Genomic DNA, 19,829 nt, shown 5'->3' with positions numbered 1-19,829 from the left:
GTCAGCCTTGCAGGTCCGCCACCACTAGATCGGCCACCGCGGTCATCCCGGCGTCCGTGAAGTGCAAGCGCTGCGCCGTCGACTCCGAGAACAGGCCTTCGAACCAACGCTGATCTGCACTCGCGCACGCATCGTGCCCGCCGGCGATGCTCGCCGCCGCAATGTCGACGGTGCGCACACCGTGGGCGTGGGCGACCTCGTCGAACTTCGTGTTGTAGCGCGCGAAATAGTCCATGAACCAGGCTGCGTCGGCGTCGGAGAACGGGATGTTCGGCCAGCATCCGCGAGAGGAGATCATGCCGCCCTCACCGATCAGGTAGATGCGAGCGTTAGGCGCGCGCTGCGTGACCGCGGTCAGGATGCGATCCAATTCTCCGGCAGCCCGGTCGATTCCGGATTGGGCGACGGAATTCGCGAGCGGGTCGTACCGGCATCCACGATCGGTTCCTGGCCCCGGAGCGACGCACAGGGGACCGAGGAAGATGCTGTTGGAGTCGTTGCCGCCGATCGAGATGGTGATCAGGTCGGTGTCCGGGTGAACGGCATCGAGTTGGACAGGCCAGTAGTTCGGAATCAGCTGTGGAGTGTCGATGATGTTCTCGGCGCGTGCCGCGCTGCAAGAGACGTCGGCGAACTCCGCGACCTCGAGTGCCCGAGAGATCTTGCCCGCGAAGTTCTCGTACGAACGCGAACAGGCGTCGGGGTACATCGGTTCCAGCCTTGGGCCGGAGGCGCGGGAGTCACCGAGGGCGACGTACTTGATCCCGGTGCCGGATACACCTGACAGCGTTTCCGACTGCGGCACCGAAGCCTGCGCGATCCCGGTGCTCACGAGCGCCAGCACAACGCCTGCGACAGCCGCCGCCCGACCGAGAAGTTTCCCTCGAATGATCATCTACTGTGCCAAGTCCTCTCGCGCACGGCCGCTCGACTGACGGCTCGACATGCCGCATGAGGTTAACGCACAGAGGGGGAAACGATGTCCGGTTCGACGGACGGCGATCGAAATCACCTACCGCCGAACCGGATTCATCTCGACTATGCAGTCTCGACTCAAGCAGTGAGGAAACGGCCCAGCTGCGGCGCAGCTTCTCCTGCGTGCTTGGCCTGGATACCTTCACCGATGGCCTGCAGCTTCCATTCACCGTTCACGCGGTACACCTTTGCCATCACCATTCCGGTGAAAGCCATGCCGCCCTGGAGCGTGTATCGAGCGAGCTCGGAGTTGGTGGTGCTGTCCACGAGACGGCAGAAAGCGTTGGAGACCTGCTCGAACGTGTGTCCGCGGTACGAGGTCACGGTGAAGATCACGGTGGTCACGTGAGCCGGGACCCGCTGCAGATCGACGAGCATGACCTCGTCGTCGCCGTCTCCGTCGCCGGTCAGGTTGTCACCCATGTGACGGACCGAGCCGTCCTTGGACGTCAACTGACCGTAGTAGCAGACGTCGACGAGGTTGCCGTCGGCGTACAGGAGTGCCGAAGCGTCGAGGTCGACGTCGGCGGTACGGCTTCCGAACAGGCCGCTCTTCTTGATCGGATCCCAACCCAGACCCATCTGGATCATGGTGAGCGCGACGCCGCCCTCCTTGCGGAGTGTGACCTTCTGGCCCTTGGTCAGGCTGACGGGGCGTCCCTTGACCAGGCTCACCTCGGGCTGCTGCGCCGGCGGCTGGTTCTGCACGGGAGGCGCCGGGGGTGCCTGGTTGTACGTCGGCTGCTGGTTGTACGCAGGCTGCTGCGCCGGTGGGTAGGCCGGCGGCGTCGGTCCCTGGTTGTAGGCAGGCGGCTGGTTGTACGCGGGCGGGGCCGGCGGAACCGGCGGCGCGTTGTACGAAGGCTGCTGCTGCGGCGGCTGGTTGTACGCCGGCGGTGTAGGAGCGACGGACGAGGGCGGGGTGATCGGCGCCGGAGCCGCGACCGGAGTGGGAGGCGGCGGTGGTGCATCGTCGACGGACACACCATGATCGGTGACCAGCGCGGCAAATCCACCCGCGTACCCCTGGCCGACGGCGCGCACCTTCCATGCACCCTGGCGTCGGTACACCTCGAGCGCGATGACGATGGACTCGGTGGTGAGGCCGTCGATCACGTACTCGTACAACACGTTCCCGGCCGCATCGGAGACCCGAGCGGTCGGTGCAGCAGTGCGCCCGAAGTTCGACGAAGCGTCGTCGAGCGTGATGACGGCGCGAACCTGCTCGATATCGGCGGGTACGCCGGCGAGTGAGACTCGGAGTGAGGCAATGCCACCCGGGTTGGGTACCAATTGCACGCCGGGTCCGGTCGGCTGGTTGAAGAAGACGAAGTCGGCGTCGGAACGAACTTTTCCGTTGCTCGTCACGAGGAGTGCAGACAGGTCAGCGGCCGCAGCCAGCTGAACCGAGACAACTACATCCGAGACGTCCAACGGGCCGTTCTGCCCTTTGGCAAGCGATACAGACAACTAAATCCCCTTCATAGAGAGCGTGTATTACCCGAGCGCGGAAGAGAACCACCGCAAGATCTCCGCGCTCGCTGCGATACCGGACCTTTCTGTCACAGTAACGGTCGGCCGTTGCCAATTCAGTTCTTCCAGCTCACCGTGCCTGGGCCTGATCGCGAAATCGGAGTATTCGAGCATGTCCGCATCCAATGCGCCGTCACCAGCCGAGATCACGACGGCGGACTGATCCAGATCACCCGACTCGACCAGTCTGCGGCGCACCTCTGCCAGCGCGCGTGACTTCGAGACAGCGTCGGGCATCGTGTAGATCTTCCGGCCTTGACGAGAGACGTTCCAGCCCCGCGCCACACACCAGTGATTCCATTCGGTCTCGAATTCACTCGGCATCACGGCCAGATCGACGACCAGGTACGGAAACAGATCGTCGGCAACACGAATGGAGCTGACCCAACTCGAGTCGATGCGCGATTCCAGTTCCGCCTGAACCTGCGGCAACTCGGCGCCGGCCTTGCGGGTCGAACGGTCGATCTCGTTTCGCCACTCGCGATCGGCTTCGCCGTCCACCAGGATGTTTCCGCCGTTGCTCGTGATCGCGTACTTCCACGGTCCGCCGGGGAGATCGATCCGCTGAAACTGTGCGATGGTCCGGGTCGTTGTCGGAATCACCGGAACCCGCGAGCTGAGCGCAGTCAGCAGTTCGATCGATTCGACGCTCATGTGCGAGAGCGGACCGCCGTTGTAGTACTCGACGCACAGCGGGCTCGGTGCCGAATCCAGGTCGGAGCCACTGGGATCGCCGCCGATCGCGGCCTGCGAATAGATCATCGTGCGGTCCAGATCCGTGGCGATCAGGACCTGGGACGCAGCGGTGTCCACACGGCTCACGTGATGTCCTTGATCAGGCCGACACACGAGTAGGCGAGATCCGGGACGACCTCGACCGGGACCCCACGGGCCTGTGCCAACAACCGGATGTGTGCGTGCTCCGGGGCTTCGAGTTCGCGCACCAGAACCTTCCAGGGAAGCCGGCGCAGCAGCACCCTGGTTGTTTCTCCGACACCGGGTTTGACGAAGTTGACCGTCGAGATCCCGTACTCGGCCTGCACCTTCTCCACCGACTCCCAACCGGCCCAGGTCGGCGTCCGATCGGAATCGAGCACTGCAGCAAGAGAATCCGCTGCGTCGCCGCGAACCGAATCGAACTCGGCCGAGACCACGTCGAGCAACCTGTTGGAAACGTCGACGTCGGCGAGGTCGGCGTAGAACTTGGCGCCGTGGAAATCGCCGGGCCCGATGAGGGTGTCGTTGAGGACAGTTCGTGAGACCAAGCCGGACACCGTCGAATTGAGGCACGCCGACGCGATCAGGAAGTCGTCACGGGTCCCGTACGTTCGCACGCAGTGTCCGGGGTCGGCGAGAACAGCCAGATCGGAGTCGAACTTCGCTCCGCCTGCCTCGTGGTACTCCGTCAACGCTGCGTCGAGTTCGCGGGCGATGGCGCCCTTGCCCGTCCAGCCGTCGACGAAGACGACGTTCTCCGAGTCGTGATGGTGCGCAAGATAATCGAGTGCGACGGAATCGATTCCTTTGCCACGGACGATGGACACCGCATAGTGCGGCAACGTCAACCCGCGGGTCTGCTGGGCCCAGCGCCGCATCAGAATCCCGATCGGTGTTCCGGCCCGGGCGAGTGAGACCAGCGTGATGTCACTCCCCCGCTCGGCCAAGACCAGGTCCATCACGGTCCCGACAGCGCGCGCCAACCGTGGAGCGCTCTCGGCGAGCACCGTCTCGAAAAGATCCCGGTATGCCTGATCGGGTTGGTACTCGATGGGGAGAGACTCGGCATAGTGCGCCTCACCCGACTGAATACGCTTCTCGCGCACGGATACATCCGCTTCGAGATCCACGTGCGAGAGATCCTTGAGCAGCCACTTCACTTCGCCCGGCGCGTACGAACCGAATTCGGGCCCGACCAATGGTTCGTTCATGACGAGCTCCCTGCTCTGGAATCTCGCAGCGCCGACGGATCGGCCCCGCGAACGGTGGCGACCAGGACGTCGGTGCCGGAGTTCCGCAACACCTCGACCACTCCGTCCATCGCCGTCAACCGATCGGTGTCGGCGGGCTCGTCGATGACCAGCAACGCAAGGGCGTCGACCGCCGCATCAGGCCACTGCGCGTTGTAGACGTATCGAGGGTCGTTCTCACCCAGTTCGGGCGCCGGAAAGGTGAACCCGCGACGCAGCGGGTATCCCGGCACGTCGACGACGTACGCGGGTGAGCGAGTTGTGGTCTGGTAACGAACTGCTCGCCCAGAGCTTTCCAAGCCCGCAGCGATGCGCAGTGGCAGGTACATCAACTCCTCGTGACCGATCACGATCACAGCACGCGACGCGTCGATCGACGATTTGAGAATGGACACCGCTGCCTCGACGGCTGACTCGAATGCCGCGGTGTCGCCATCGAGAAAGCCGTGCCTGCCACCGTCGGGGACATGTGCCGGCCACGGCAGATCGATCCGTGCCAGCGTGCCACGGCGGTCACCGATCGGATTGAGATCCGGAGCATCCAGCGCCGTGACGCGCTCGGTCAGGCCGTCGGGCAGGACCGTCGAACCCGAAGCGAGAGAGACGTAGTCGATTCGTACATTCAACTCTGCCGCCGCGGCTTCGCCGGCGACTCGGTGTTCCTCGGTTCTCATGTCCACCAGCGAGGCCACGACGTAGCGGCTTCGCGGGCATTGCCCGTGCAGCGCCCGGATGGCATCGATCGCGGTGGCGCCGGTGGAGATCTCGTCGTCGACGAGGACCAGAGGCAGGTCGTTCTCGAACAGTTCGGCGGACGTCGGCTGCATCAGATGGCTCGTGGCGTGCGAGTGCCCCTCCTCGAACCCGGCGAGCGTCGTAGCACCTGGTACGTCGCGACGAGTCGAGTGCAGGTAGCAGTGAGCGCGCAGACGGGCCGCAACGCAATGCCCCAAACCTGTTGCGGTTTCGGCAAACCCGAGCACGACGACGTCGACACCCTCACCGAGGGTTGTCCGCACCAGATCGCCGAGGTCGTCGGCAGCACCGATGACCACGGACGGCTCGGTGGGCACGTGCTTTCCCAGCACAGTGGACACCAGCAGGTGAGCGCGACGCGGATTCCGCCGAAGACCCGGGATCACCAGATCGGGCACCGAATGCCCGAGCGACGAATCACCGTGAACGAGGTCCAAGCCGAATTCTGCTGTAGCCCAGGGAACGTCCCGGGACTGGACAACCTCTGTCATCGATCGACCAACGCCGTCAGCAACTCGACGAACGTGATTCCCTTGTTGGTCACACCGAACACGTGAGCTCGGAGCGCAGTCTGATGGGCCCAATTGCGGTGCGGCTTCATCTCGTTCATCTTGTTCCGGTAGCCGGACGCCTGAACTCCCCCGGCGTCGGCACCGAGAATGTCGAGGGCATCGTGATATTCCTCGTGCGTGACGGCGGACAATGCATTGACCGCTGCGACGTGCGACGGGTGGATGACCGTCTTGCCCTGGATTCCGTTGGCTCGGTCCAGCGCGATCTCACGGAGCAGACCGTCGAGGTCGCGGCTGACGAGATGCTGACGGAACCGGACGGCGTCGTGTTCCTCGAACGGGGTGGCGCGCAGCATCGGCCGGAACATGCGTTCGTGATCGGCGAAGTACTCCCACACGGGCCCGGTGATGACAAAACCCGAACCGTCCGCGCGCCCGAGATAGTTGACGATGTCGGCGATGACGTCGACCACCACGCGCACGTCGTAGATGGTCAGATCGCGGTCACGACGGATGCCGAAGGTGCTGCACATGTCGGTGGCGCCGATGCGGACGGCAAGGATTCGATCGCGGTGTTGCGCGAGAATCCCACTGATGGTGCGCAACTCGAGATCGCGAGTATCGCGGTGCACAAGCGCGGGTGATTCGAGTACCGGCATCGCGTAGAGATGCTTGCCCAGCAACTCGGATGCGTCCGCGACGGCGTCGAGGAACACGGGGCCGGACTCGCTGCCGAACTTGGGGATTACGAACCCGGTGAGCGCGGCGCGCCCCTCGGTCAACGACGCGGCGACCTTGTGGATGTCCGCGACTTCACGAACCCGCACGAACAGCAGCATGCCGACGGCGTCGGTGGACGCGATCTTGTCGAGAGCTTCGACCGCGTTCGCTCGCGCCGATTCGACCTCGTGATCGGCGACGGCATCCTCGAGATCGAGCACCATCGAGCTGACGCCCTCGGACGCACGCTTGGACACGATGCCGGCCAACCCGGCCCGGGTGGCAGGAACGTAGAGAGTTGCACCCAGAGCAATCGCGAGCAGATCCCTCTCGTCGGAATCCGCGAACGATCGAGGCGCATGCAGGAACAGTTGCTCCCGCACGTCATCCTCGAGATGTTGAAAGTGCTGCATTTCTCTTCTCTCTGTAACCGCAATCAAGTCCATGAAACGACCCCCTGTGACAACGCGTCGAGCAACTCCGATCCCCCGATCGGCCCGACCATTCAGTTTTTGCCGGCTCGCGCCCGCATCTTCTCGACAACTTCGGTGATGAACGTCGATACCGAGTCCAGCTGTAATACATACGACCAGTAGTCCGGATGAGTTCCCGACAGTGACGCACTCGCTCGCTCGATCCTTGCTAGTTGAGCATCGAGTACGGAGCCCCACTCCGCCACCAACCCTTGGTTAACAGCGAACATCTGGGCGTCTTTCAGCCGGAAACGAACCTCACGTTCCTTTTGGCTCGGATCTGCCCGGACTGCACGCAGAGTAGCGAGACGGTCCGTCACGGCGTCGGCACACGCTTCGGCGTCGGCGAGGTGCACGCGGGCTTCGGCCATCAAAGCCAGTGCATGTTCGGGGTTTCCCGCAGCCAGCGACTGCTTCGCTTCCTTGAGATCGATGTCGGCCTGATCGATATGCGCTCGGCTGCGACTGCTGTTGTCGACGAGGTCAGCGGAACTCGCGGCGTTGAACTCGCGCAGCAATGCGGAGTACGCCGGATCCAGGCGGTCCACTCGAGTGCGCACTGCCGACAACCTGGTCGAGACCGAGGAAATCGTCATCTCGGCACGGTGCTGGGTCGACGGGGCTTCTGCCAATGCTTCCTCGAGCGCCGATACCGCTTCGCGGACACTCTCGGCCCGCGTGCGGACTGCGTCGGCGCGACCGGATGAGCGCGCATTGTCGAGCGCTGCAACCGCGTCGTCGAGGTGTTCGGAGGCCGTCACCACCGACGGGTACTCGCGATAGCGCTGATCGGTGGCAGCCAGTTTTTCCCGGACGGCGTTCGCCAGGGTTCGGGCCTGCTGGCCGAGGACGGGAATGGCGGACATCGTGACCGTCGCCTGCTCGAGGTGCGCACGATGCCCGTTGTAGAAGGCGTCGACGCCCTTCGCCGCCTCGACGAGTTCGGCTACCGACTTTTCGAACGCCGCCCGAGCACCGTTCGGGTTCTGGTGAAGTACCTGATCGTTGCCATAGCGCTCGGATGTGTCGAGGTAGTCCGACGCAGCCTGGAAGCACCGATCCCGAACGGGTTCCCACGCAGCGCGCAGCCCTCGCTCGGGGTACAGCTCGGCGGAAGCGTCGACTGCTGCCGACGCGATGGTCTGCCGCTTGTCCATGTCGAGGAACGCCGAAACCATGGCCGTCTGCGCCTCCCGCGCACGACTGACCGACTCCCCCACTCTTGCCCCCCGATTGAAGCGCTCCGACCATCTTCCCACCACGATTGAATCCTACGGGTCCAGCACTTCGCTTCTCGGTTCGTAATTCTGCTGTTACGGCGAACACACCGGAACTGCGGTTAGGGTGGTGGAGGTAAACACACTCCCAAGACGACTTCGCGTCGTAGTGGGCCTTGTCTCTCCTCTTGAAAGGACCCCTGAATGGGCGTCAGCTTGACCAAAGGCGGCAATGTCTCTCTCACGAAGGAGGCCCCGAACCTGACTGCAGTGGTCGTCGGCCTGGGCTGGGACGCACGTTCCACCACCGGAGCTGCTTTCGACCTCGACGCCAGCGCAATCGGCGCAGGCTCGAACAAGAAGGTCCTCTCCGACCAGCACTTCATCTTCTTCAACAACCTCCGTTCGCCCGACGGCTCGATCGAGCACAAGGGTGACAACACGGACGGCGAAGGCGAAGGCGACGACGAGCAGATCGACGTGAACCTCGCAGCGGTTCCCGCCGAGGTCGAGAGCGTTGTCTTCCCCGTCTCGATCTACGACGCAGAAGCTCGCTCGCAGTCCTTCGGCCAGGTCCGCAACGCGTACATCCGCGTCGTCGACAAGTCGAACGGCAACGAGCTCGCTCGTTACGACCTCTCCGAGGACGCTTCCACCGAGACCGCCATGGTCTTCGGTGAGCTGTACCGCAACGGTGCAGAGTGGAAGTTCCGCGCAATCGGCCAGGGCTACGCGTCCGGCCTCGCGGGCATCGCGCGCGATTACGGCGTCAACGTCTGATCTTCGCTCTCGACGAGCTGACTCGGGGAAGGTTCCGCAGTAGTCTGTGGAACCCTCCCCGTTTTCACGTTCGGATGCGGTGAGAGACCGCTTGCAGTAACCACTCTGCATTGACCAACTAGAAAGGGCCACGCTCCGTGGTACTGCGAATATTCGGTTTATCCATCGCAATTTCGATCCTCGCGATGATCGTTGCGTTCATCTACGGCGGACCCGAGGCACTGTTCCTCGTCATCATCCTGTCGATTCTGGAAATCTCGCTTTCCTTCGACAACGCCGTCATCAACGCCACTGTTCTGCAAAGAATGAGTGAATTCTGGCAGAAGATCTTCCTCACCATCGGCGTCATCATCGCCGTCTTCGGTATGCGTCTGGTGTTCCCGCTCGTGATCGTCTGGGCTGCATCCGGTCTCGGACCCGTAGCTGCACTCGACCTCGCACTGAACCCGCCTGCGGACGACGCCGCGTACTTCGCCAACGGCGAGCCGAGCTACGAAACCATCCTCACCGACGCTCACCCGCAGATCGCTGCCTTCGGTGGCATGTTCCTGCTGATGCTCTTCCTCGGATTCATCTTCGAAGAGCGTGAGATCACCTGGCTGTCCTGGCTGGAGAAGCCGCTCGCTCGCATCGGCAAGCTCGATCAGCTCTCCGTCGTCGTGGCCGGCATCGTCCTGGTTCTCAGTGGTTCTTTCCTCGCTGCTGACGACAAGGTCTCCACCGTCATGATCTCGGGCGTTCTGGGCATGATCACCTACATCGCGGTCAACGGATTGGGTGAACTGTTCAATCTGCCGGAAGAAGGCGAAGAGGAAGAAACCACCAAGTCCGGCGGCCCCACGCAGCTCGCGAAAGCGACCGGTAAGGCCGGCTTCTTCCTGTTCCTCTACCTCGAGGTCCTCGACGCGTCCTTCTCCTTCGACGGCGTCATCGGCGCATTCGCCATCACAGCAGACCCGATCATCATCGCCCTCGGCCTCGGCTTCGTCGGCGCGATGTTCGTCCGTTCCATCACGGTCTTCCTGGTCCGCAAGGGCACGCTCTCCGATTACGTCTACCTCGAGCACGGTGCGCACTGGGCCATCGGCGCTCTGGCCGTCATCTTGATGGTGTCCATCGGCGTTCACATCAACGAGATCATCACCGGCCTGGTCGGTGTCTTCTTGATCGGCGCTGCTTTCATCAGCAGCCTCATTCGCAACAAGCGAATCGCGAACGAAGATCCGAAGTTGGACGAGAACACTCCGGCAACTGTCTGACGTTCTTTTCACGAAACGCCCGCGACCAATTGGTTGCGGGCGTTTTGTTTGTTATGCCTGAATTGAAACTCTCTGCATTCACAGCCAATTGTTCAGCCGCGCGTCAAATTCAGCCTGCGGGTGAACAATTGCCCTGCGGATGCGAAAAACCTATTCGTAAGGGAAACCATGAACGAGATAGTCATAGAGCGCGCAACGGACGAGGACGCAGCGGAAATCCTTGTTCTACAACGCTGTTGCTGGGTCTCGGAAGCAATCTCCAACAACAGCATGGACATACCCCCGCTCCACGAGGACCTACCCACAGTCCGAGCCTGGGTTCAGGAGTCGACTGTCTGGACCGCACGACGCGGCGGCCGGCTCGTCGGGGCCGTGCGAGGAACCGCGGACGGAACCGCATGGCAGATCGGTCGCCTCATGGTGGCACCGGACTTGGCGGGCAACGGCCTCGGCCGACGCCTCTTGCAGCACGTGGAACAGAACGCTCCGGAGCACATCACACGTTTCGAGCTGTTCACCGGAAGCAGGAGCCTGCGGAACATTCGCCTGTACACCCGAGCGGGCTACTCCCAATTGCCGCCGGACCCCAGCCACATCCCCGGAGTCGTCTACCTGTCCAAGCCGAACGCCATCAACTCCGACTGAACGGCGATACTGACTTCTGTGGTGAACATTCGCGTCGCAGCGCAGACAGACTTGCCGTTCTTACGTGAGCACGACTCGCACGTCGCTGCCGAGGAACTCGCGTCAGTGGTCCAACGCGGCCGGATACTCATCGCCGAGGACAACGGTAATCCAATCGGATGGCTGCGCTGGGGCTTGTTCTGGGACGAGATTCCGTTCATGAACATGCTGACCGTCCTGTCTTCGAACCGCGGCCAAGGCATCGGGCGCGCTTTGGTCACAGATTGGGAAAAACGCATGAGCCGCGCGGGACACTCGCAGGTCCTCACCTCCACACTCGCCGACGAATCAGCCCAGAACTTCTATCGCGCAATGGGATACACCGACGCGGGAGTTCTGTTACTCCCAGCCGAGCCCTCCGAAATCTTCCTACGCCGAGACCTCGAGCCTGCGCCCGATCTGACCGATCCCCACATTACCCGCGAGTAATATATGGTGGTCGTCACACCGCGATCTCAGGGTGGGGCGTGGCACACCAATGTGGAGGACGAGTATGTCGTCAAGGGTCTTATCTCGCGCAGTTGTCGGAGTACTCGCGCTTGCACTGACAGGCGTCGGCGCACCGGTAGCGCTCGCGCAGCCAGTCCTTGCCAAGTCCCCCGATGACGGTTTCTACAGCTACGACGGCGCGGCACCCCTCTCGTCGTACGCCCCGGGTGCGGTACTCGAGACTCGCACCGTGCCGTACACCGTGCTCAACATCCCGACCCCGATACAGGCAGTCCAGGTTCTCTACCGATCAACCGACGCCCTGGGACAGCCGTCCGCCAACGTCACCTCGATCCTGCGCCCGGCCAACGCCCAACCGAACAAAGTTGTTTCGTACCAGTCCTTTTACGATTCGCTGAACCCCGACGACAGCCCGTCGCGAGCCATCGCGGGTAACACCCCGATCGGCGACTGGACTCCCAGCGGACGCAACTTCAACATCGGCGGTACCTTCACGTCCATCGAGGCAGCCTTGTTCGGGCCGCTCTTCGCATTGGGCTACACGATCGTCGTCCCGGACACCGAGGGCCCGGATGCAAACTTCGCTGCCGGACCCGAATACGGGATGATGACGCTCGACGCTCTGCGTGCCGCCCGCGATGTCCCGGAAACCGGAATCACCGACGACGCAGAGATCGCGCTGATGGGTTACTCCGGCGGAGCGATCGCCACCAACTGGGCTTCGATACTCGCTCCCGCATATGCACCGGAGATCAACGACAACTTGATCGGCGCCGCGCAGGGCGGCGTGCTGGTCAATCCGGCCAACAACCTTCGCTACGCAAGCGGAAGCATCGGGTGGGGCGGCGTTGTCGGCATGGCAGTCGTCGGCGTTGCGCGTTCGTACGACATCGATTTCGGGAAGTATCTCAGCGACCGTGGACGCGACGTCATGGCTCGACTCGAAGACGCGTCCATCGGCAATGTGCTGGCACAGTATCCCGGACTGACCTGGCAGGATCTGGTCAAACCCGAGTACGCCGATCCCAATACGGTTCCCGAGTACGTCGATGTCGTGAACAAGATCAACATGGGCACCGCGGCGACACCGACCATTCCGATGTTCATCGCGCAGGCGGCCAACGGCACCATCGAGGGCACCCAACCCGGCGGCCCCGGTGTCGGAGCGGGAGACGGCGTGATGATCACGGGCGACGTCCGCACCCTCGCACGCAAGTACTGCGACGCCGGCCTGGCGATTCAGTACGACCAGTACGACACCATCAGCCACTTCCTCGGCGCCATGCTCTGGCTCCCCGGTGCGCTCGGCTGGGTCGACGACCGCTTGAACGGCAAGCCTGCACCGTCCAACTGCGCGAACATTGCACCGGGGAACTCACTTGCGCCGCAAGAACATGCGCGCTGACTGACAGCGACCCCGAATCTACTTCGACGGTTCCACCTCCCACCGAACGTGAGTCACCAACGGTTCCAGGCTAAGTCGGCTGACGGCGGATTCCAGGAGTCCGTCGTCGCGCTCCGCGGCAGCCAGTTCGGCCACCACCCGCACGCGGTCGCTGTCCGGGATGTCGAAGGACTGCACTGACCGGAGCTGAAACTCGGGCCTCGAAATGGACTGCACGGTAAGACCTCTGATGTGAGCTTCGGCGTCGCCGTGACAGGTCACCTCGAAGGTGTAGTCCGCGGGTGGTTCTTCGCGTCCGGTTCGGGCAGGCTGGTGATCCATCATCCGACCCAACGGCCTCAACAGCGTGTTCGCCAACATGATTGCGCCGGCCCCGAACACCGCGACCCAGTACATTCCGCCTCCGGCCAGTGCGCCGACGGCGGCCGTGGCCCACAGAGTGGCGGCAGTGTTCAGGCCGGTGACCGACGCACCCTGCTTCATGATCACTCCAGCACCGAGGAAACCGATCCCCGAGACGATCTGCGCTGCGACGCGCGTCGGATCGGCGTCCGGGCCCTGAAACCCGTACGCGCCCATGATGACGAAGAGCGTCGCACCCAAGCTCACCAACGCGTTGGTTCGCAGACCCGCCATCCTTGCGCGCCATTGCCTTTCGATCCCGACGGCAGCGCCGAGGACGAGCCCGAGCGCTATCCGCACAAGGATGACGTGGATTTCCACGGTGAACTCCTAGAGCCAGGTCGCGAATCGACGAATGAACATTCCCTTGGCCACCTGCGTGACGACGCAGTATGCCCCGAGGGTGAGGACCAGCCACGGGAAGTAGTTCCACGGCAGTGAAACCAACCCGAGGGAATGACCCCAGGACGTGAACGGGAACACCAGCGCGAAGACGCAGGCAGCGCCCGTGCTGAGCAGTACCGGCAGCGATGCACGCGACTGGATGAACGGGATCTTGCGGGTGCGGATCATGTGAACGATCAGCGTCTGCGAGATCAATGACTCGATGAACCAACCCGATTGGAACAGCGCTGCATGCTCGGGAGAGTTGGCGGCGAACACGAACCACATCAGCGCGAACGTCGAGATGTCGAAGATCGAACTGATCGGGCCGATGAACACCATGAACCGGCGAAGGCTCTTGGTCTCCCACTTGCGGGGCTTGGCGAGGAAGTCGTCGTCGACACGGTCCCACGGGATCGTGAGCATCGAGAGATCGTAGATCAGGTTCTGCAACAACAGAACTACGGGAATCATGGGGATGAACGGCAGCAGGGCACTGGCGACGAGCACCGAGAAGACGTTCCCGAAGTTCGACGACGCAGTCATCTTGATGTACTTCTGGATGTTTCCGAAGGTACGACGCCCTTCGATGACTCCTTGTTCGAGTACGCCGAGGTCCTTCTCCAGCAAGATGATGTCCGCGGATTCGCGGGCGATGTCCGCCGCTGTGTCGACGGAGATGCCGACGTCCGCAGCCCGCAGTGCGGGTGCGTCGTTGACACCGTCACCAAGGAAACCAACCGTGTGGCCGACCCGGCGCAGCGATTCGACAATGCGTGCCTTCTGCATCGGATCCGTCTTCGCGAATACGGTTGTCCGCTGCACCAACTCGTCGAGGGCGTCGTCGCTCAACGCTTCGATCTCTGCGCCGGATACAACGGTCCCCACGTCGATACCGACTTTGGCGCAGACGGTTTCGGCGACCAGTTCGTTGTCACCCGTCACTACCTTGACCGCGACTCCGTGGCTCGCGAGGGCTTCGATCGCCCCGGCCGCAGATTCCTTCGGCGGGTCGAGGAATGCCAGCAGACCGACCAGGGTCATGCCCTCTTCGTCGGCCGTCGAGTACTCGCGGCGCTGCTCTTCGACGACTGTCTTGGTTGCCACCGCAAGCACTCGCTTGCCTTGACCGTTCAGCTCCGCGACCAGACGGTCGACTCGGGCCAGCCATCCCGGTGTCAATTGGTGGGTCACCCCGTCGAGTTCCACCGATTCACAGACCGAAAGGAGCTCTTCCACTGCACCTTTGGTTACGATCAGATCGGCGTCTCCGTGGTCGACCACCACGGAGAGTCGACGGCGCTTGAAGTCGAAGGGAATCTCGTCCACCAACCCGTGCCGACGCGAGATCTCCTCGACCACTTCGGGACCGGCGGCCTCGATCACCGCGTCGTCGAGAAGACTGCGCAATCCGGTCTGATTCACGGAATTGACCGCCGCTAGCCGCAATACGTCCTCGGACTTACGTCCGGCAGTATCGAGATGCTCACCGAGAACGATGCGGTCCTCGGTGAGAGTTCCGGTCTTGTCCGTGCACAGAACGTCCATGGCACCGAAGTTCTGAATCGCGTTGATCTGCTTGACGATCACCTTCTTGCGCGACATGTGGAGCGCACCCTTGGCCAGGTTCGCCGTCACGATGAGCGGCAACATTTCCGGAGTCAACCCCACGGCGGTGGCGACGCCGAAGAGTAGTGCTTGGCTCCAGTCCTTGGTCAGTCCGTTGATGATGAACACCGCGGGAACCATGATCAGCATGAACTTGATCAGCAGATAGCTGACGCTGCGCACCCCGACGTCGAAGCTGGTTTCGGGTCGCTTGGACGCCAATTGTGCTGTCATGGCACCGAAGTAGGTCCGCTTGCCGGTGTGTACCGCAACGGCGGTGCCACTGCCCGACACGACGGAAGTACCCATGAACCCGATGTTCTCGGCTTCGAGCAGCCGATCGACGTCGATCCCCGACGACGGGTCCGCCGACTTCTCGGCCGGCATCGATTCACCGCTGAGCATGGACTGATTGACCTGTAGATCCTTGGCCCGGATGATGCGGACATCGGCCGGGATCATGTCGCCGGCGGCAAGCTGGACTACATCCCCCGGCAGTAACTGCTCGATCGGAATCTCAGCCGTGACCACGGTGTTGTTGATCTTGCGGGTGGCCGCGACGGTCGTCGTAACCATCGCCTTGAGCGCCTCGGCGGCGCGACTCGAACGGTATTCCTGCCAGAACCTCAGTGAGACACTGACAAAGATCATCAACCCGAGAGTGATGATGCCCTCGTAGGAAGGACCGTCCTCGGGGTCCGCCCAGACCACGTCGGTCCCGACCATGATCAGGGCGAGGAATACCAGGATCAGGATGAACGGGTTCTTGAAGGCTTCCGCGAACTGCACGATTGCCGGCGCCGGGCGGTCGTGGCGGACATCGTTGCGCCCGTATTGCCGACGAAGATCGTCGATCTGATCGTCACGAAGGCCGTTGGCCGTCGTGGTCAGATCCGCGAGAACGGTGCGCGTGTCCGAGGCCGAGAAGTCGACCAATTCCTGTGCGCTTTCCTTTGCCAGGACTGTTGAATGTGTTTGTTGTGCACTGTTTCTCGTGGGCCGTGGCCGCAATGCGAGAACGGAAAATGACATGACGAATCTCCTCGGCTGCCCGAACACGCCGGACCATGCCAGTGCATGAGGGCAGCAGAATGCGCTGAGCGACAATGGAAGTCGTCAGCGGTCGCGGCAAAGCCGCGCAGATGAAGCCGAGGATGCAAAGAGTCAGTGACTGAAGAGCAAAAGACCGGGGTGAGCATCGTCGGCAAGAACAGAAGGATGGGTCGAATATCGACTCGGCGGGTCGTCCACGATGGTCACCTCCTGAAAGTTCGGGGCGTCCGATGACGCCACACAAGTACATGCGCACAGCACACGCCAGGAGAACCGAATATCGACGTACTCTCGCCTTCGCCGGAAGAAACCGGCATCAAGCTGCGAAAACACCTCCACGTCCGAGTTTTGGCACTGCACGACGTGTCCCGATCAAGAACGGGAAGCCACTTTGGATCACCCCTTAAGCCGGGGAGATCTGTCCTAACCTTGGGCGTCTCTCGACGTCGTGAGATCAGTGGCCTGTGTTCGTGCAGAAGCCTCACCTAACGAGGTACTGCACCCAGAGGGTAGTTCTCAAATCTGTTGCCTGTCAACCGAGCAACTCAGACGGCGGACAATCCTGCCCGTGCGACGGCGCCGGCGAAGAGTGCCGTCACGGCGGCACCCATGACACTCTGATCAACCTCTTCCGGATCCACGGAGTGTTCGAGAACGAGCCCGGATATCAACGCCATCAACGAGATTGCGGTTGTCCGCACGTCAAAGGAATCGTCCACTCCCCATTCACGGGCACGTTCGCCGATCAACTCCACGAGTTGGCTGCGCAAGTGGCGACGCTCACGTAAGTACGCCTGAGCGATCTGCGGATCACGCCCGGCGAGCACTCCGAATTCGAGGACGAGAAGCGACCACCCCGGGTCGTCGACCATCCACGTGGCAATGGCCTCGCCACCTTTGCCCGCCGCGTCGGACGGGTTCATCCCGGCAATCTCGGCGAGCACCCGGCCGGCCAGTTCGAGAGACCGTTGCGCGAACAGTTCGGCGAACAGATCCTGTTTCGACTCGAAGTTGGAGTAGACAGCCCCCTTGGTGAAGCCCGCTCGGCGAGCAACTTCAGTGAGACGTGCAGCACTGAATCCGCGCTCCGCAAACTCTTCCGCCGCAGCGTCGAGCAGTCTTTGCCGCACCACGTCACGTCCGGGGCGGGTTACCGGAGTCCAGTCCGGTTGACGAGATTCAGTCACGATACCTAGAGTATTCAATACCTCGGGTATTGACAAGCTCTTTACTTTCGACAAGATCAGGACTCTTTCGTGACCACTACGCATCCGGCACACGCCGCACCAGACAACAGCTCCACCCACGACGAACACCACCACGACAATCTGCTCGTGAAGTACGGCGCACCCAAGGTGATGGCCGCGTTGTTCGTCGGCGTGCTCCTGCTGCAGATGGGCTTCATCCTCAGCTACGTCGCCGCCTTCCATCAGCCGACTCCGCGAGACATCGAAATCGCGGTCATCGCCGATCAGGGCACACCCGACGGCATGGATCAGCAGATCGCCGACAAACTCAACGCCATCGACGGCAGCCCGCTCGACGCTCAGGTGGTCGACAGCACGGCGACCGCTCGCCGCATGATCAACGACCGCGAGATCCAGGGCGCGTTTGTCATCAACCCGGCCGGACCGGACACCCTGATCACCGCGAGCGCGGGCGGCAGCTCCATCGCTACGTCACTCGAAGCGGTGTTCACGAAGGTCGAGGCGACACAGGACCGACAGTTCGTCGTCCGCGACGAGATCCCCGTCGGAGCCCACGACAACCGCGGCCTCTCCGGCTTCTACCTCTCGGTCGGCTGGGTCGTCGGCGGCTATCTCCTCGCGGCAGCCATCGGACTGTTCATCGGTGCGCCGAAGACTCTCCGCCAGGCAAGCGCACACACGGGCGTGATCGCGATCTACTCGATCATCTCGGGAGCCCTCGGCGCCCTCATCACCTCACACGTACTCGGAACCTTCGCCGGCCACTGGTTCCCGCTCTGGATCCTGGGAACAGCCGTGGTGTTCGGCACCGCCATGTTCACACTCGGATTGCGCGCCGCCATCGGCGTTCTGGCAGTCCCGCTGGCTATCGCCGTCTTCGTGATCCTCGGCAATCCCAGTGCGGGAGGCGCATTCGGCTCCAACGTGATTCCCTCGTTCTACGCCGCCATCGGCCGGTGGATCACACCCGGCGCCGGCACCGAAGGCGTCCGGAGCATCGTCTACTTCAACAACGTCGGCGTCGGCCAGCCTGCTCTGACGCTGTTCCTGTACGCGCTGATCGGTGCGGTCATGCTGTTCGGCTTCACGATCCGTCGTAACCGAAAGTCCACCGACACGACGCCGACTCCAGCTGTGGCGAACGCCGACTAGTCCTAGTCTGAACTCATGACGAGCCTCCTCCACCCCAACGCCTCGCACGTCGCCGAAACACTGATCTCGCGGGGTCACCACGGCGTCATCGTCACGCAGCCCGACGCCACGCACACCGCGGCCGAGGCAGCGGCGGCCGTCGGGGTGGAGGTAGGCGCGATCACCAAGTCACTGGTGTTCCTTCTCGACGACGATCCGGTCCTGCTGCTGGTCTCCGGCGCACATCAGGTGAATCTGAAGGCCACCGGCGAACGCCTCGAAGGCAAGCTCACGCGGGCGACGCTGGAGATGGCGAAGTCCGCGACGGGCCAGCCGATCGGTGGGGTCGCTCCGCTCGGGCATCCCACCAACCTGCCGACGTACATCGATACCGCCCTCGAGCAGTACCCCGAGTTGTGGGCAGCCGCCGGGCACCCCAACACCGTCTTTCGCACGACGTACTCCGAACTCCTCCGAATCACCGCCGGCCTCGCCGTCGACATGGACTGAAGCACTTCAGCCAACCCGGTCCGAAACCACTCAGACGTGCGTCCACCTATATTTGGACGCACCATGTGCACTGCAACCAGGACCCCGGCCGGCAACCACTGGCGTCGACGGCACGTAGATCTGTGCCGCACCGACGCCTGTCTGTGTATGCCGAGCGCAGTCACCTCGACCACACCGCACACCTCGAGTTCCAGCCGGAGAGTTCCCGTTGTCTGACAAGCCGAATGCCGTTTCCAGCCACACCACCCCCGACGTCCCCGAAGTAGCAGCGACGCCCGAGTTGTCCACCGGCATCTGCGCCGGTGACTACCGCGCTGCGCTTCGCCGCCACCCCGCCGGTGTCACCGTCGTGACCCTCGATTCGGGTACCGGCCCGGTGGGTTTCACCGCCACCTCGTTCTCGTCCGTCTCCCTCGAGCCGCCGCTCGTCTCGTTCAACATCGCGGAGACGTCGTCGAGCATCAATGCACTCAAGGCAGCCGAGTCCTTGGTGATCCACCTTCTCGGCGAACATCAGCAGCATCTGGCCCAGCGCTTTGCGCGTAGTGCCGATCAGCGTTTTGCAGACGAGTCACTGTGGGCAGTGCTCGACACCGGGGAACCGGTGCTGCACGGCACCCCCAGCTGGATGCGCGTCAAGGTCGACCAGCTGATCCCTGTCGGCGATCACACGTTGGTCATCGGACTCGTCACGCGGGTTCACGCCGAAGAAGACGACGAATCCGCTGCCGCACCGCTGCTCTACCACGAGGGCAAGTACTACCGCCCGACTCCGTTGGGTCAATAGACAACTGTGCGCCTT

18 protein-coding genes and 1 riboswitch are annotated in these 19,829 nt (G+C 62.8%); of the genes, 8 read left to right on the top strand and 10 right to left on the bottom strand.

The window, feature by feature from the left end:
• Nucleotide 1: 1 nt before the first annotated feature.
• The 7 genes from EHW12_RS03090 to EHW12_RS03060 all read right to left on the bottom strand — a co-directional run bounded on the left by EHW12_RS03090 (nucleotide 2) and on the right by EHW12_RS03060 (nucleotide 8,114).
• Nucleotides 2–895 (bottom strand): SGNH/GDSL hydrolase family protein, encoded by an 894-nt coding sequence (locus tag EHW12_RS03090; protein WP_125050271.1) that lies wholly within the window; start codon nucleotides 893–895, stop codon nucleotides 2–4.
• Between the two features lie 158 nt (nucleotides 896–1,053).
• Entirely contained in the window at nucleotides 1,054–2,445 is a 1,392-nt protein-coding gene (locus tag EHW12_RS03085) for a TerD family protein (RefSeq protein ID WP_125050270.1), read from the bottom strand.
• Nucleotides 2,446–2,472: 27 nt separating this feature from the next.
• Nucleotides 2,473–3,270, bottom strand: a complete 798-nt coding sequence (locus EHW12_RS03080) for a hypothetical protein (protein ID WP_054827728.1) — start codon at nucleotides 3,268–3,270, stop codon at nucleotides 2,473–2,475.
• A 56-nt stretch (nucleotides 3,271–3,326) separates the two neighbouring features.
• Entirely contained in the window at nucleotides 3,327–4,436 is a 1,110-nt protein-coding gene (locus tag EHW12_RS03075; RefSeq protein WP_003941082.1) for a cysteine protease StiP family protein, read from the bottom strand.
• Nucleotides 4,433–5,722, bottom strand: coding sequence for a phosphoribosyltransferase family protein (locus tag EHW12_RS03070; protein WP_054827720.1), 1,290 nt, complete (start codon nucleotides 5,720–5,722; stop codon nucleotides 4,433–4,435). Before EHW12_RS03070 ends, EHW12_RS03075 begins: the two co-directional genes overlap by 4 nt.
• Entirely contained in the window at nucleotides 5,719–6,876 is a 1,158-nt protein-coding gene (locus tag EHW12_RS03065) for an HpcH/HpaI aldolase/citrate lyase family protein (RefSeq protein WP_164490546.1), read from the bottom strand. The genes EHW12_RS03070 and EHW12_RS03065 overlap by 4 nt, the downstream gene beginning before the upstream one ends.
• Nucleotides 6,877–6,968: 92 nt before the next feature.
• The gene (locus EHW12_RS03060; RefSeq protein ID WP_007727045.1) at nucleotides 6,969–8,114 is read right to left on the bottom strand and encodes a hypothetical protein; all 1,146 of its coding nucleotides are present in this window, start codon (nucleotides 8,112–8,114) and stop codon (nucleotides 6,969–6,971) included.
• A gap of 243 nt (nucleotides 8,115–8,357) precedes the next feature.
• On the opposite strand from EHW12_RS03060, the gene EHW12_RS03055 reads away from it, so the two are divergent.
• From EHW12_RS03055 to EHW12_RS03035, 5 genes are all read left to right on the top strand, one after another.
• Nucleotides 8,358–8,933, top strand: coding sequence for a TerD family protein (locus EHW12_RS03055; protein WP_003941199.1), 576 nt, complete (start codon nucleotides 8,358–8,360; stop codon nucleotides 8,931–8,933).
• Nucleotides 8,934–9,070: 137 nt separating this feature from the next.
• Nucleotides 9,071–10,192 (top strand): DUF475 domain-containing protein, encoded by a 1,122-nt coding sequence (locus EHW12_RS03050; RefSeq protein ID WP_125050268.1) that lies wholly within the window; start codon nucleotides 9,071–9,073, stop codon nucleotides 10,190–10,192.
• A gap of 168 nt (nucleotides 10,193–10,360) precedes the next feature.
• Nucleotides 10,361–10,837, top strand: a complete 477-nt coding sequence (locus EHW12_RS03045; protein WP_042922718.1) for a GNAT family N-acetyltransferase — start codon at nucleotides 10,361–10,363, stop codon at nucleotides 10,835–10,837.
• Between the two features lie 18 nt (nucleotides 10,838–10,855).
• Nucleotides 10,856–11,305, top strand: a complete 450-nt coding sequence (locus EHW12_RS03040) for a GNAT family N-acetyltransferase (RefSeq protein WP_125050267.1) — start codon at nucleotides 10,856–10,858, stop codon at nucleotides 11,303–11,305.
• Between the two features lie 64 nt (nucleotides 11,306–11,369).
• Nucleotides 11,370–12,731: a lipase family protein gene (locus EHW12_RS03035; protein WP_042922723.1), complete on the top strand. Its 1,362-nt coding sequence runs from the start codon at nucleotides 11,370–11,372 to the stop codon at nucleotides 12,729–12,731.
• 18 nt (nucleotides 12,732–12,749) lie between these two features.
• Here EHW12_RS03035 and EHW12_RS03030 read toward each other — a convergent pair whose 3' ends face one another.
• The 3 genes from EHW12_RS03030 to EHW12_RS03020 all read right to left on the bottom strand — a co-directional run bounded on the left by EHW12_RS03030 (nucleotide 12,750) and on the right by EHW12_RS03020 (nucleotide 17,308).
• Nucleotides 12,750–13,454, bottom strand: coding sequence for an MgtC/SapB family protein (locus EHW12_RS03030; RefSeq protein WP_003941187.1), 705 nt, complete (start codon nucleotides 13,452–13,454; stop codon nucleotides 12,750–12,752).
• Between the two features lie 9 nt (nucleotides 13,455–13,463).
• Nucleotides 13,464–16,157 (bottom strand): magnesium-translocating P-type ATPase, encoded by a 2,694-nt coding sequence (gene mgtA / locus EHW12_RS03025; protein WP_073512078.1) that lies wholly within the window; start codon nucleotides 16,155–16,157, stop codon nucleotides 13,464–13,466.
• A gap of 347 nt (nucleotides 16,158–16,504) precedes the next feature.
• Nucleotides 16,505–16,678: riboswitch (M-box (ykoK) riboswitch) on the bottom strand.
• A 45-nt stretch (nucleotides 16,679–16,723) separates the two neighbouring features.
• Entirely contained in the window at nucleotides 16,724–17,308 is a 585-nt protein-coding gene (locus tag EHW12_RS03020) for a TetR/AcrR family transcriptional regulator (protein ID WP_037129354.1), read from the bottom strand.
• Between the two features lie 126 nt (nucleotides 17,309–17,434).
• Here EHW12_RS03020 and EHW12_RS03015 point away from each other — a divergent pair, with 126 nt between their 5' ends.
• The 3 genes from EHW12_RS03015 (at nucleotide 17,435) to dszD (ending at nucleotide 19,814) form a co-directional block, all read left to right on the top strand.
• Nucleotides 17,435–18,538: a membrane protein gene (locus EHW12_RS03015; RefSeq protein ID WP_003941129.1), complete on the top strand. Its 1,104-nt coding sequence runs from the start codon at nucleotides 17,435–17,437 to the stop codon at nucleotides 18,536–18,538.
• Nucleotides 18,539–18,553: 15 nt separating this feature from the next.
• A complete protein-coding gene (locus EHW12_RS03010) occupies nucleotides 18,554–19,027 on the top strand; it encodes a YbaK/EbsC family protein (RefSeq protein ID WP_042922726.1) in 474 nt (157 codons plus the stop codon).
• A gap of 208 nt (nucleotides 19,028–19,235) precedes the next feature.
• Nucleotides 19,236–19,814, top strand: coding sequence for an NADH:FMN oxidoreductase DszD (gene dszD, locus EHW12_RS03005; protein WP_003941189.1), 579 nt, complete (start codon nucleotides 19,236–19,238; stop codon nucleotides 19,812–19,814).
• The last annotated feature ends 15 nt before the right edge of the window (nucleotides 19,815–19,829 follow it).

Origin of the sequence: Rhodococcus sp. NJ-530, from assembly GCF_003860625.1 — a bacterium.
GTDB classification, from domain to species: domain Bacteria; phylum Actinomycetota; class Actinomycetes; order Mycobacteriales; family Mycobacteriaceae; genus Rhodococcus_F; species Rhodococcus_F qingshengii.
Note: the sequence above shows the minus strand (reverse complement) of the source record. Positions and strands in the feature narration are given on the sequence as shown.

Bases quoted from the DNA above. Each gene is read 5' to 3' on its own strand.
- EHW12_RS03090 (WP_125050271.1), bottom strand. From the start codon at position 895: ATGATCATTCGAGGGAAACTTCTCGGTCGGGCGGCGGCTGTCGCAGGC.
- EHW12_RS03080 (WP_054827728.1), bottom strand. From the start codon at position 3,270: ATGATCTATTCGCAGGCCGCGATCGGCGGCGATCCCAGTGGCTCCGAC.
- EHW12_RS03075 (WP_003941082.1), bottom strand. From the start codon at position 4,436: ATGAACGAACCATTGGTCGGGCCCGAATTCGGTTCGTACGCGCCGGGC.
- EHW12_RS03070 (WP_054827720.1), bottom strand. From the start codon at position 5,722: ATGACAGAGGTTGTCCAGTCCCGGGACGTTCCCTGGGCTACAGCAGAA.
- EHW12_RS03065 (WP_164490546.1), bottom strand. From the start codon at position 6,876: ATGCAGCACTTTCAACATCTCGAGGATGACGTGCGGGAGCAACTGTTC.
- EHW12_RS03060 (WP_007727045.1), bottom strand. From the start codon at position 8,114: ATGGTTTCGGCGTTCCTCGACATGGACAAGCGGCAGACCATCGCGTCG.
- EHW12_RS03055 (WP_003941199.1), top strand. From the start codon at position 8,358: ATGGGCGTCAGCTTGACCAAAGGCGGCAATGTCTCTCTCACGAAGGAG.
- EHW12_RS03045 (WP_042922718.1), top strand. From the start codon at position 10,361: ATGAACGAGATAGTCATAGAGCGCGCAACGGACGAGGACGCAGCGGAA.
- EHW12_RS03035 (WP_042922723.1), top strand. From the start codon at position 11,370: ATGTCGTCAAGGGTCTTATCTCGCGCAGTTGTCGGAGTACTCGCGCTT.
- mgtA (WP_073512078.1), bottom strand. From the start codon at position 16,157: ATGTCATTTTCCGTTCTCGCATTGCGGCCACGGCCCACGAGAAACAGT.
- EHW12_RS03010 (WP_042922726.1), top strand. From the start codon at position 18,554: ATGACGAGCCTCCTCCACCCCAACGCCTCGCACGTCGCCGAAACACTG.